General features: G+C 36.6%; 16 protein-coding genes. 1 reads left to right on the top strand and 15 read right to left on the bottom strand.

Annotated elements, in window-relative coordinates; all coding sequences use genetic code 11:
- Nucleotides 1-741: a 3-oxoacyl-ACP reductase FabG gene (gene fabG / locus AC1Q51_RS24720; protein ID WP_000395352.1), complete on the bottom strand. Its 741-nt coding sequence runs from the start codon at nt 739-741 to the stop codon at nt 1-3.
- A gap of 133 nt (nt 742-874) precedes the next feature.
- On the opposite strand from fabG, the gene AC1Q51_RS24715 reads away from it, so the two are divergent.
- On the top strand, nt 875-1,024 hold the full coding sequence (locus tag AC1Q51_RS24715) for a YfhD family protein (RefSeq protein WP_141241001.1): 150 nt from the start codon (nt 875-877) through the stop codon (nt 1,022-1,024).
- Nucleotides 1,025-1,097: 73 nt separating this feature from the next.
- Here AC1Q51_RS24715 and AC1Q51_RS24710 read toward each other — a convergent pair whose 3' ends face one another.
- The 14 genes from AC1Q51_RS24710 to fdhD all read right to left on the bottom strand — a co-directional run bounded on the left by AC1Q51_RS24710 (nt 1,098) and on the right by fdhD (nt 12,676).
- Nucleotides 1,098-2,951 (bottom strand): terpene cyclase/mutase family protein, encoded by a 1,854-nt coding sequence (locus tag AC1Q51_RS24710; protein ID WP_097924256.1) that lies wholly within the window; start codon nt 2,949-2,951, stop codon nt 1,098-1,100.
- Nucleotides 2,952-3,050: 99 nt separating this feature from the next.
- A complete protein-coding gene (locus tag AC1Q51_RS24705; RefSeq protein ID WP_090977426.1) occupies nt 3,051-3,476 on the bottom strand; it encodes a divergent PAP2 family protein in 426 nt (141 codons plus the stop codon).
- Nucleotides 3,477-3,555: 79 nt separating this feature from the next.
- Nucleotides 3,556-4,497 (bottom strand): EamA family transporter RarD, encoded by a 942-nt coding sequence (rarD, locus tag AC1Q51_RS24700; protein WP_097924257.1) that lies wholly within the window; start codon nt 4,495-4,497, stop codon nt 3,556-3,558.
- Nucleotides 4,498-4,589: 92 nt separating this feature from the next.
- Nucleotides 4,590-4,838 carry a DUF1294 domain-containing protein gene (locus AC1Q51_RS24695; protein WP_000871349.1) on the bottom strand — a complete coding sequence of 83 codons (249 nt, stop codon included), beginning with the start codon at nt 4,836-4,838 and terminating at the stop codon, nt 4,590-4,592.
- Between the two features lie 182 nt (nt 4,839-5,020).
- Nucleotides 5,021-5,419 (bottom strand): hypothetical protein, encoded by a 399-nt coding sequence (locus AC1Q51_RS24690; protein ID WP_000367304.1) that lies wholly within the window; start codon nt 5,417-5,419, stop codon nt 5,021-5,023.
- Between the two features lie 42 nt (nt 5,420-5,461).
- Nucleotides 5,462-5,686, bottom strand: coding sequence for a hypothetical protein (locus AC1Q51_RS24685; RefSeq protein ID WP_000752378.1), 225 nt, complete (start codon nt 5,684-5,686; stop codon nt 5,462-5,464).
- Between the two features lie 15 nt (nt 5,687-5,701).
- The gene (locus AC1Q51_RS24680; protein ID WP_098834821.1) at nt 5,702-6,751 is read right to left on the bottom strand and encodes a P-loop NTPase; all 1,050 of its coding nucleotides are present in this window, start codon (nt 6,749-6,751) and stop codon (nt 5,702-5,704) included.
- 72 nt (nt 6,752-6,823) lie between these two features.
- The gene (gene moaD, locus AC1Q51_RS24675; RefSeq protein WP_000628502.1) at nt 6,824-7,060 is read right to left on the bottom strand and encodes a molybdopterin converting factor subunit 1; all 237 of its coding nucleotides are present in this window, start codon (nt 7,058-7,060) and stop codon (nt 6,824-6,826) included.
- Between the two features lie 4 nt (nt 7,061-7,064).
- On the bottom strand, nt 7,065-7,529 hold the full coding sequence (gene moaE, locus AC1Q51_RS24670) for a molybdopterin synthase catalytic subunit MoaE (protein WP_001248111.1): 465 nt from the start codon (nt 7,527-7,529) through the stop codon (nt 7,065-7,067).
- Nucleotides 7,510-8,817, bottom strand: a complete 1,308-nt coding sequence (locus tag AC1Q51_RS24665) for a molybdopterin molybdotransferase MoeA (RefSeq protein ID WP_090977418.1) — start codon at nt 8,815-8,817, stop codon at nt 7,510-7,512. The genes moaE and AC1Q51_RS24665 overlap by 20 nt, the downstream gene beginning before the upstream one ends.
- Nucleotides 8,818-8,834: 17 nt before the next feature.
- Nucleotides 8,835-9,851 (bottom strand): molybdopterin-synthase adenylyltransferase MoeB, encoded by a 1,017-nt coding sequence (locus AC1Q51_RS24660; protein WP_000785264.1) that lies wholly within the window; start codon nt 9,849-9,851, stop codon nt 8,835-8,837.
- A 24-nt stretch (nt 9,852-9,875) separates the two neighbouring features.
- On the bottom strand, nt 9,876-10,655 hold the full coding sequence (locus AC1Q51_RS24655; RefSeq protein ID WP_000863998.1) for a formate channel: 780 nt from the start codon (nt 10,653-10,655) through the stop codon (nt 9,876-9,878).
- Nucleotides 10,656-10,845: 190 nt separating this feature from the next.
- Entirely contained in the window at nt 10,846-11,862 is a 1,017-nt protein-coding gene (moaA, locus tag AC1Q51_RS24650; protein WP_097924259.1) for a GTP 3',8-cyclase MoaA, read from the bottom strand.
- A 16-nt stretch (nt 11,863-11,878) separates the two neighbouring features.
- Nucleotides 11,879-12,676, bottom strand: coding sequence for a formate dehydrogenase accessory sulfurtransferase FdhD (fdhD, locus tag AC1Q51_RS24645; protein ID WP_098834819.1), 798 nt, complete (start codon nt 12,674-12,676; stop codon nt 11,879-11,881).
- Nucleotides 12,677-12,686 lie beyond the last annotated feature (10 nt).

The following is a 12,686-nucleotide window of genomic DNA, read 5'->3' as shown; positions in this document are numbered from 1 at the left end:
TTAAACTTGCAGTCCTCCGCTCACATTTAATACTTCACCTGTAATATAAGATGCGTATTCTGATGCTAAAAAAGCTGCTGCGTTCGCAATATCTTCTGGCGTTCCAATTCTACCAACTGGAATCGCGCCAACCATCTTTTCTTTCACTTTATCTGGTATCGTTTTTGTCATATCTGTATCCATAAAACCCGGACAAATCGCATTACAAGTAATACCGAAGCTTCCAACTTCTTTCGCTGCTGTTTTCGTTAAACCGACAACTCCTGCCTTTGTAGCCGCATAATTTGCTTGACCTATGTTTCCTTCTCTACTAATTGAAGATATATTAATAATGCGTCCATACCCTTGTTGTCTCATGTAAAGAAGCGCTGGTTGCATACAATAAAAAACTCCAGTTAAGTTCACTTGTAATACTTGTTCCCAAGCAGACTTCTCCATTTTATGTAACATTGCGTCTCTTGTAATTCCAGCATTATTCACCAAAATATGTAATGTACCAAATTTTTGAACCGCATATTCAATTAACGACTTTGCTTCATTTTGATTACTTACATCACATCGATATGAGCACACTTCATATCCTTCATCTGATAACTCACGTGTCGTTTTTTGTAGCTTCTCTTCATTTACATCGCTAATTAATACTTTCGCCCCCAGCTTTGCATAAACCCTTGCAATCTCTTTTCCAATTCCCTGTGCAGCTCCTGTTACAACAGCTGTTTTCCCATATAAAAACTCCATTCCTATCCCCCATTTCTATTACTTATACTGTATATTTCGGCTTTTTACTTTCCAATTCCTCTTTGTATAAAAAAGTCTATTTGTGTCAAACTAACTTTGCAACGTCGCATAAAGTGCAAGGAGATTATGTCGAATGAACAAAAAGAATTTCAAACAAAGCAAAGCAACTGATGGCATTGATGTTGAGTTCTCTCGCGAACTCGCTGACCACAATGACTTAGAAGCAAACGCACGTGCAAATGCCGCTGATGCACGTCAAAAACGCCCATCAACCGAAAAATAAGGTACATCACAACCTTATTCTTTTCAAAAGGGACCTACTACCCAACAAAATAAACCGAGAGACATCTCTCGGTTTATTTTCTATATTTTTTTGCATAATGAGCCAAAGTAAGCAACGGATATATATGAGCATAACTATGATAACAAATATAAAACCCACCTGGTAAACCTGTTCCAGTAGGATATTTTTCATTTATATAAGGGTTGGAGAGCAAATATGAAATACCTTTTCGAATGACTGGCGTTTCTTTATCATAGTAAGAAATGAGGGCATCTAACGCCCATGCTGTTTGGGATGGTGTACTAAATGGTAAAGTAACGAACCTTTTCTCCACACTACTGTGGCAAGATTCTCCCCAGCCACCATCTTCATGCTGTATATGTTCAAGCCATAAAGCGGCTCGTTTTAATGATGGGTTGCTAGATGGAGTTCCTAGTGACCGTAAACCAGTCATAACCGCCCACGTACCATATATATAACAAATCCCCCATTTCCCATACCATGATCCATTTTCCTCTTGTGCATTCGTTAACCAATTTATCGCACTTTGTTTTTGTTTCTCAGGCAATTCGTTTTGTCCATACGTCCCGAAAAACTCTAGCACTCTCCCTGTAATATCTGGTGTAGAAGGATCTGTAATCATATCACTCGCATTTTCGATTGGTAAATTTGCTAATATACGGCTCGTTACCCCTTTTTCAAAAGCTCCCCAACCACCATCATTATTTTGCAATCCTTTAACCCAATTAACCGCTCGCTTCCAAGCATTGTCTACATTTTCGTTCCCTCTACTTCGCGCCAATGCTCTTAACACAGCAGTTGTATCATCAATATCTGGAATCGTCGTATTCACATCCGAAAAGCCCCAACCACCTGGGAAGAGATCCGGTGCATGTACACTCCAATCTACTTTCTTTGTTTGCTGTTTTCTTAGTAAATACGCTGATGCATTTTGAATCACTTTACTTGCTTTCGGAACTTGAGCTTCTTGCAAAGCATAACTGAGTAAAGCTGTATCCCATACAGTTGACGGAGAGTTTTGCAAATGGCTCCCTCTCTCCATCTTCCATATATAAGATGTGATTCCCGTTATAGCCTTCTGAATAATTGGTGATTGAATAGAATGTCCTAATGCAAGTAAAGCATAAATCATATAAAACGAGGCAGTTGCGTAACTATATAATGTTCCATTTTCATCAATACGCTCTTTCATAAAACGATCTACTTCCTCATATCCTTTATGATGCAAAGAAAGTGGATACGTTATAATTTTCTTCACGTCACTTAATAAGGTTTGAAAAACCGGAGATCGGTCCTCCCGAAACCATCCTCCGCCCCCGCCTGCAATATGATTTAAATTTGGCAATAACTTTTTCTCTACTCGAAATCTTTTATTTAAACACAACATCATCGGAATTAAATGAATACGTGCTGAGCTACTCAATTCAAATATACTGAGAGGGGAATCATTCTGCAGAAACATAATTGGTGTTGGCAAATGAAAGAGAGAAGGGTATTCATATTCTCCATGAATTGCTAATAAAAACTTCGTCATAAAATGAGCACGCGCTACCCCCCCGCGCTCATTTATAAACATTTCCGCTCGCTTCATATTCGCATCTTCTTTTGTATATTTTTCCGATGCAAGTAAGGCAGCGTAAGATTGAATTGTAGCAGATAAATTACCACCCACTTCATCTTCATGCAATTTCCATGTTCCTTCATTTGTTTGAAGTGATGCTAACCTTTTTACAAACGGTTCTATCTCTTTATCTCTACCTAATAATTTTAATAAAAAAATCATATGACAATCTGTTAGTGGCGCTCCTTCAAAACAAAACCGCCACGCACCATCTTGCCGTTGCATTGTTTGAAGTGCAGTTGTTCTTCTCGCTATTTCTTCATGCACTTTTTCATATAATAACAAGTTACTCACCCACCCTTTCGAAATCCGTATAACGATATTCAAAAAGGTAGCTGAATATGTATAAAAACAAAGAAAAGCAGAACATATAAAATGTTCCGCTCATAAACAATATCCTACTCCGACAATAATCCCTAATAAAGCACCAACTACTACTTCATACGGTGTATGCCCAACAAGTTCATTTAACTTCTTATATTCTGTTTCTCTACCGTGAAAAAACTCATTCAATATTTTTGCTTGTTTACTTACTGCAAGCCTTACTCCTGAAGCATCATACATAACAATAATGGCAAAAATAGTAGCAACCGCAAACATCGAGCTTTCCACACCTTCTACTACCCCAACTCCTGTAGCAAGTGCTGTCACTGTTGAAGCATGAGAACTTGGCATCCCACCTGAAGCAAAAAACTTTGCAAAATCAAATTCACCCGTTTTGATTAATTTAAAGACTACTTTCGTTAATTGTGCTAAAAACCATGAAATTACAGCGGCCATAAGCGGATCATTATGTAAAATTGTTTCCACGTTCTCAGCTCCCTACTAGCTATGATGGAAATCCTATATAGTATCAGTATAAAGAAAAATGCGTAGAAAATACTACGCATTATGATACTTTTGCTGATTTATTTTTTATAAATTTCGGTTGTTTCTGCACTAAGAACTTTGTCTTCGCTACCGAGAATACAAATAAAGCAACCCATATACAGAAAAATGCAATCATATGTGTGGATGTGAAATGTTCACCAAATACAAATACACCTAAAATTAAGCTAATTGTTGGCGCAATATATTGTAAAAATCCCACCATATAAAGCGGAATAAGTTGTGCTCCTTTTGCAAAATAAAATAGTGGTAATGCCGTTACAATACCTGCTCCTATTAAAAGTAACGTTGATAACATTGAAATAGATCCAAATGAGCCGAAACCATGTGCTCCTGTCATAACAAGATAAATGATCGCAAACGGCGTCACTAACATGGTTTCCATCGTAAGTCCAATTGTAGCATCATAATTTAATAGTTTTTTCGTTAATCCGTATAATCCAAATGAAAAGGCAAGTGAAAGAGAAACCCACGGAATAGATCCGAAACGTACTGTTAAAATGACAACCCCTACTCCTGCTAAACCAACTGCAACATATTGCCAAAAGTTTAACTTTTCCTTTAAAACGACTGTACCAAGTAAAATACTAATAAGCGGATTAATATAATAGCCAAGACTCGCTTCAATAACATGATTATGATTAACGGCCCATATGTAAACAAACCAGTTTCCGCTAATCAAGACTGAAGCTATTGTTAATGACATTAATAATTTAGGTCGTTTAAAAAGATTCACAAATTCCCCAATAAACTGGCGAAACCTCTTCGTAACACCTAATACAAGTAACATAAAAACAAACGCCCAAACGATGCGGTGTGCTAATATTTCATCTGCTGGAACTTCCTCAACCCATTTCCAATAAATCGGTAGAATTCCCCACATCGTATAAGCACCAGCCGCATATAGTATCCCTTTTTTTTGCTCTGATGATTGACTCCCCATCTTCCTTTTTCTCCTCTTCTCATTTTTTCTCCATTATACGGTCTCACATGCTCACTTTACCAATAATCAATCTGCATTTCTTTCGACATTTCTCATACAACGAATAATAAACATACCGTTATTACAACAAGTAACGGTATGCCGAAAACAAATTTCTTTTTATGAGTTTTATGATGAAACATATACATACCAATCCAAGCTCCAACTGCTCCCCCAGCTGCCGCTGATAAAAACAGCGTACTTTCTGGCGTTCTCCACTGTTTCTTCTTTGCTTTTCGTTTATCAAGCCCCATAAGGCTAAAAGCTATAACGTTAATAATAAGAAAATAAATCCATTTCATCGCTTTCTCTCCTTATGAAAAATTCGCTTAATGGTAACACGAAAAAACGCCGGAAACAACTGAAGAACTCTTTTTATCAAACTAGTTTCATTCCTTTTTCTTAATTAGTTACCTTCATATTTACAAAACCAACTAAAATCGCAATTAAAGCATTTAAATAGAAAAATGTTATGAGCAGAATCTTATATTTCATTACATTCACCCACTACCATATCATCAAAAAAACTGCTCTCAATCACTTTCTCCTCAAAATGAAGAACTACAATTAGCCCTACATATAAAGAAACCAAATTTAGAAACCATTCCCCATTCTCATCTTTCTTAGCTAAGCATTTAAATATCTCTTGAAATTGCATACGCTCGTCTGCAGCAACAATCGGACGCACACCAAAATATTTCAATACGAGATTCAGCTTCAACTGCACGGATAATGATAAAATATATTTTAATAGCTTCGTATACTCTGTACTATCTTTTTGACTATACAACTTCACAAGCTTTGGATGTAAATTCGAAATCGATAATTCCTCGTCAGTCACTCTAGTTACTTCTATCGTTTCAATCATCTTTTTCATATCCATCACATTCACCCCTTCTGAAAAAATTCTAAAGCCAAAAAGTACTTAATTCAAAATGTGCAATAATTGTGCGTTTCTCGTCTCTCGTTCTTCCTCACTGACTAAATCATACTTTTTTAGAAGGTGAAAAATATCATTTAATAATTTCTGCGAATGATTACCTTGTAAAAAACTCTTTAACTCTTTAAAGATCCCTTCAGGTAAAGAATTCTTTTGACTTTCGAGCTTATTCATTACATCTTCAATAGAATGATCTATATTACACGCCATACTAAACTTCCCCCTCTATCCTTTATAAATAATATCCTCCGCTAACGATGTAAACACTTCTCCTACAAGAGAGTCTTCATCATATACAGATGAACCGTTATTTTCTTCTCGTTTTGCAAAAGGTATTTGCGCAATCACTTCTGTTTGCAATTGTTCTGCTAACATTTCGCCGCCGCCTTTTCCGAACAGATAATTTTTCGATCCATCTTGTTCTTCATAATAAGCCATGTTTTCCACAATACCTAAAATCTCGTGTTTCGTATGCTTTGCCATTACACCGACTCTTGAAGCAACGAATGAAGCTACATTGTGCGGAGTTGTAACAATTATTTCTTTCGCTTGCGGAATCATCGCTGCAACATCAATCGCAACATCTCCTGTACCTGGTGGTAAATCAAGTAATAAATAATCTAATTCTCCCCAGTGCGTATTCGCAAGGAAATTTTGAATCCATTTATTTAGCATCGGACCGCGCCACATAACTGGGTTATTTCCTTCTGTAAAAAATCCCATCGACATGATTTTAACACCGTGACTAATGACTGGAATTGCCGTTTGATCAATCATCGTTGGTTTCGTATTCGTTTCCATCATAGCTGGAATACTAAAACCATATATATCCGCATCTAATATCCCCACTTTTTTCCCCATACGAGCTAGTGCAGTTGCAAGATTAATTGTCACCGTTGATTTTCCAACTCCGCCTTTTCCGCTCGTTACAGTAATAAAACGTACTTCTGACTCCGGGCGAAGCATACTCGGCATACCAGTTTCTGTTCTAGTATTTTTCTTTAACTTCTCTGTTAAAGCTGCACGTTCTTCTTGTGTCATAGAACCAAATGTTACATCCACTTTAGAAGCACCAATTGCGTGAAGTGATTCTTCAATATCTTGTTGAATTTTTGCTTTTAACGGACAACCTTGGATTGTTAGTACTACTTCAAGTTTAACCTCTGTTCCGTTCATTTGTACATTTCTAACCATATTTAATTCTACAACACTTTTGTGTAACTCTGGGTCCTCTACATGTTTTAATGCATTCATTATTTGTTCTTGAGTAAGCATGGAACTCATCCCTTCTCTTATTCTAATTTATATACAACATCTTCTTGGCGCTTCATCTGGTGAAAAAGCTTATTACCCGCCGCTAACGGGCGGGATTAATGCGACTATATCTCCAGCCTTTATCATCTCTTCATTCATTACAAACTCCTCATTAACAGCCACCATCACTTTATCCAGCGATTGTAAACAATAGCTGACTTTGAGCCATTCTTTTAATTGCTGCACTGTCATTTCTTGCTTTTCTGAAATTACTAATCGATCCGATCCAACTTCCTCACGCAGATTTGCAAATAATAAAATTGTAATCATTTTCTCATTCTTCCTTCTTTGGTTTTCCTTCTGGATATGGTGTGTTTTCAAGTTGATCTCCAATCCACATCGTTCCATCTTCCCAAAATTCTTTTTTCCAAATTGGAACAATTCGTTTTATACGTTCAATCGCGTACTCATTCGCTTCATAAGCTACTTTACGATGCGGTGATGAAACTGCAATGACTACCGCAATATCCATTATTTCTAGCCGCCCTACACGGTGCGTAATTGCTACTTTTGCATCCGGCCATCTTTCACTAATCTCTTCACCAATTCTCATAAGTTGTTTTACTGCCATCGGTTTATATGCTTCATACTCTAAATGTAGCGTTCGTTTTCCTTTTGTTAATTCTCTCACCGTACCAATGAATGTTGTAATCGCACCTGCTTCCCTTCTTGCGACTTTATTCGTTACTTCTTCAACTAAAATCGGATTATCTACAATTTCAAATAGCGCTTGTCTCATTAGAACCACCTCTCACTTTATGAAATGTCCAAGGCCATTCACTACCTTCGTTATCTTCTAATAATAGAACATCAACAAACATATCTTTTTTATATCCTCTTGTCCCGCCCGGCAATACGATAAACGCATTTGATTCTGCCAATGAAGAAACTGAGCTAGATTTATCAAACCCTGATGGATAAGCGATTAATTTCCCCTCATCATATTGCAATTTTGCTCGTACAAATCTTGTAAATGGATTCGGTTTTAGAAAATCTTCTCCTAATAACGCTTTTTCTCTTTTTAAATGTACTTTTTCACTAAACATATACGTCCGAATACACGGTCTTACGAATAATTCAAACCCTACATAACAAGCTGATGGATTTCCTGATAAACCAAATAATAACTTGCCATTTAATTGTGCTACAGTCGTAACACTTCCTGGTCGCATTGCAACTTTATTAAAAAGAACAGATGCACCTAACTTTTCGTAAATAGCTGGTAAATAATCATAATCTCCTACAGATACACCGCCCGTTGTAATTAACATATCTACTTGGCCAAGCGCTTCTTTCACAGCTGTAAAACACGTATTAAAATCATCACTAAACCTCCCAAAATATTTTACTCTGCCGCCCGCTCTTCGAATTTGAGACAATATCATATACGTATTACTGTTTCGGATTTTCCCTGGCTGTAATGAATCATCGACATCAAGCAATTCACTCCCAGTCGCTAACAGTCCAATTACAGGCTTTCTCGCAACTGGCACTTCACTATAACCGAATGTAGCAAGAAGAGCTGAAATACCTGGATTAATGTACGATCCTTTCTTTGCAAGAACCGTTCCTTTACGAGCATCTTCACCTTGAAAAGAAATATTGTCGCCCGTTTTGAATGATCGCTTCACTTCCATATAATTGTTGCCATTCTTCTCATATTGACGAGTCAGCTCTAACATAACAACCGCATCACACTCATTCGGAATTTGTGCTCCCGTCATAATTCGAACTGCTTGAAACGGACCTACTTTCTCATGGAATAGCGATCCTGCACCAATTTCACCCACTACTTCAAATACAATTGGCGTTTCATAACTTGCTAAATTAGTATCTTCTGCTCGAATAGCAAATCCGTCATACGGCGAACGATTAAATGACGGTACATCATGGTCAGCTACTAAATCCTCTGCTAATATACGTCCATAAGCTAATTCAATTGGTAATAGCTCCTTTAAGCCTTTATCAGCAAATCCTATCACTTTACGAACAGCTTCTTCAACCGTAATTGGCACTCTTCTTTCCATTGTTGACACCCTCTCTATTAACCGAATACGCGATAATATAGTTGTTTCGCTTTCGAAATATCATTTGTACCATGAATAAAAACACGACCATCTCGAAAAACAACCACGCGGTAATCATCGAATTGGCAAGATAGTAAATACGGATTCCGATCTACTTTCCCCAGTTTTTGTAATACTTTTTCTATATCATCAAAATTGTATTTCCTATTGTCTACTGTTCTAATTTGAACTGTATTTCTTCCGCATAAAACAGCTGCTTTCGTTTGATTTTCGTATGATAAATAAGGATAAGTTCGATTCAAACCGCATGAGAGACAAGTGTCTGTTTTTATTTTCCCTAATTTTATAAAATGATTTTGATTACTCCATATATCAAACATGAAAAATGTTTTTCTAATTGCTGAGAAATCTTCCACTAAAATTTTGAGTGCTTCTGCCACTTGATATGCTGCGACGATTTGAACAGTCGGGCTAATAATTCCAGCGGTATCACATGTCACACCTGTAACAGGAATATTTTTCAGCATACAATGTAAACACGGTGTCTCTTGCGGAATAATTGTATAACTCATACCATACGATCCAACGCAAGAACCATATACCCAAGGAATATTATGTTTTTGTGATAAATCATTTATTACAAATCGAATATCAAAATTATCTGTTGCATCAATGATTACATCTACATTTTTTAATAGACCTTCCATATTTTCTGAAGTTGCATCCATTACGAAAGCATGTATTTGTACTTCCGAATTAATTTGTTCTAACCGATTTTTTGCAGCAATTGCTTTCGGCATTTTCTCTCTCGCATCTTGTTCAGAGTACAATTGTTGCCTTTGTAAATTACTCCATTCAACGTAGTCACGATCAATAATCGTCAACTTGCCAACACCTGCACGTACGAAACTTTCGGCACTTGCACTTCCTAATGCGCCTGCCCCTACAATTAACACATGTTTATTTCGAATTTTTTCTTGTCCTTTACTCCCAATTGGTTTGAACAACTGTTGTCGTGAATACCGATCAGCCATTACATACCCTTCCTCTCAAGAACTCTATTTCATATTAGAATGTTGTTTCTGATAACAAGCAAAGTAAGCAAAACCAACAAACCCAGCTCCTCCAATTACATTTCCGATAAAAACAGGAACAAAATTTTTAGCCAAATCCATCCACGTTAGATGACCAGCAAAAATAACAGCGGAAATGACAAACATATTTGCTACTACTTGCTGAAATCCAATCACTACAAATGCCATAATTGGAATCCAAATTCCGATGATTTTTCCGACAAAATCACTCGTCCCGTAAGCGAGCCAAAGAGCAAGACAAACGAGCCAATTACAACCAATTGCTAAAATTAAAGTTCTCCCAAATGATTCATGTAACTTCCCTTCCGCTATCGCTACCGTTTTATTTAAATACTCTCCCTCTGTTAATCCGCCAAGATGCCCAAAGCAATACGCAACGAAAATTGCCCCAATAAAATTCATGAGAGTAATCCAAACCCAGTTATTCAGTACACTTATCAATGTAATTTTCTTTGCATAAAGCGCCATAGACAGTGACATCATATTTCCCGTAATTAATTCTCCTCCTGCTAATACTACGAGCATGAGTCCAACAGGAAATACTGCTCCTCCTAAAACATTCACTAGACTTCCCCAGCGCTCAGGTAAATTCCCTAAAACTCGAATGTTAAGTAAAAAACCTATCGCAATAAACGCTCCTCCTAAAAAACCGAGAATAAGCATCGCTGGCAATGTCTGTCTTACTTTTTGAACACCGGCCTCAATGACAAGCTCAGCAATTTGTTCCGGCTTATGAAATGCCATTACCCATTCCTCCATTTTCTCCAAATAAAAAAGCAGCTTCAAAAAACCTCCTCAAATAAAGGTTTTTGAATGCTGCTTAATTTCTCTGCACATCTTTTACAGAGATATCAATCATCACTTTTACTATAAAATAGAAAATCCACAACTCTTGTAAATTTTCCATTTTTCACTATGAAGCTAGCTTTATATATTAACCACCGATATGTGACATTTCAATTTTAGGTATTGCTTTCTTATTTGTATGATTTAAGCGTTCATCTGAATAACGATCTTCCCTATTATTCCATATATCGCGTACTACATCTGTAATGTCCTCATCTGTATGTTCAGAACGAAGCAATTCTCTTAAATCATTTCCTTTAGAAGCAAATAAGCAAGTATATAATTTTCCTTCTGCAGAAATACGAGCTCTCGTACATGATGAGCAAAAAGAATCTGTTACTGATGAAATAATACCTATTTCATCATCGCTTCCTATATAACGATACCTAGTAGCCACTTCACCAGAATAATTTGCTTCTATCCGTTCTAACGGCATAACTTGATGAATCGTATCTACTATTTCTTGTTTGGAAATAACTTCACCTAACTCCCAGCCATTATAATTCCCAACATCCATATACTCAATAAACCGAAGAATATGCTTATTTTCTTTAAAGTATTGCGCCATCTGCAAAATATCTTGTTCATTTTTCCCTTTTTGAACGACCATATTTATTTTAATTTTCATACCAACTTCAGCAGCAGCCTGTATTCCTTCCAGAACCCTTTGCACTTTGCTCCTATTACCATTTAAATAGAAAAACCGATCTTCTTCCAAGGAATCTAAGCTAACTGTTACACGTGATAGTCCCGCCTTATATAAATCAGGAGCAAACTTTTTAAGTAACGATCCATTGGTTGTTAAACCGATATCTTCTACACCATCAATTTTATTAAGGCGCTCAATAAGCTTTGGAAGACCTCTTCGAAGTAACGGTTCTCCGCCCGTAATTCGTAACTTTCTTACACCTAAAGAAACAAAAATACGTGTTATCCTTTCAATTTCATCAAAAGATAAAATTTTATCATTAGACAAAAACGAGTAATCAGGACCAAATATTTCTTCTGGCATACAATATCGGCAGCGAAAATTACAGCGATCAGTAACTGAAATACGTAAATCCTTTAACGGACGTTGCAACTTGTCTAATGTAACTGATTTCATCTTCATTGCCTCACTTTTATTTTATATTTAAAACACGTTCTGGATGGGTATATACATTTAAGGAGTGATTACGAATAAACCCTATTGTCGTAATACCTAAATCTTCCGCTAGTTGCAAAGCTAACTCAGTTGGAGCTGATTTTGATAGTATAATTTCACAACCGATTTTTGCAACTTTCAATAATATTTCCGAAGAAATACGACCACTAAAAACAATGATTTTATCTTTTATAGAAATATCGTTTCTTAAACAATAACCGTAAATTTTGTCTAGTGCATTATGCCTACCAATATCCATTCGGCTTAAAATAATACCATTCACATCACATAAAGCTGCATTATGAACCCCGCCAGTATGATGAAACGTATCCGCAGATTGCTGCATTTCTTTCATTAACCGAAAACAATCCTCTGCCGCAACCTGTACATGGACACCCTCCATTTTTTTTGCACTTAGTGCATCATTAGCAAAAACAAACCCTTGCCTACTCATACCACAACAAGACGTAATATATCGTTTATTTTGCATTTGTTCATAATACGGATTTACTTTTGTCGTTGTTACATGTACAAATCCTTCTTTCTCCTGCATCCATATGCTATCAATATCTTCATACTTCCGAATGATTCCTTCAGACGCCAAGAAGCCTATTACCATATCTTCTATATATTCTGGAGTACTAACCATTGTAACAAACTCCTGTCCGTTCATTTTAATGGTGACAGGAAACTCTGTTACAATGCTGTCCTCTATATGCTTAAACGCCCCTTGTTCATAACGAAAGATTTCTCTTTCTACCTGTATCGGTTTCACGATCAGTATC

The organism is Bacillus sp. MT94 (assembly GCF_058792475.1).
This window is presented reverse-complemented; position numbering and strand designations above follow the sequence as displayed.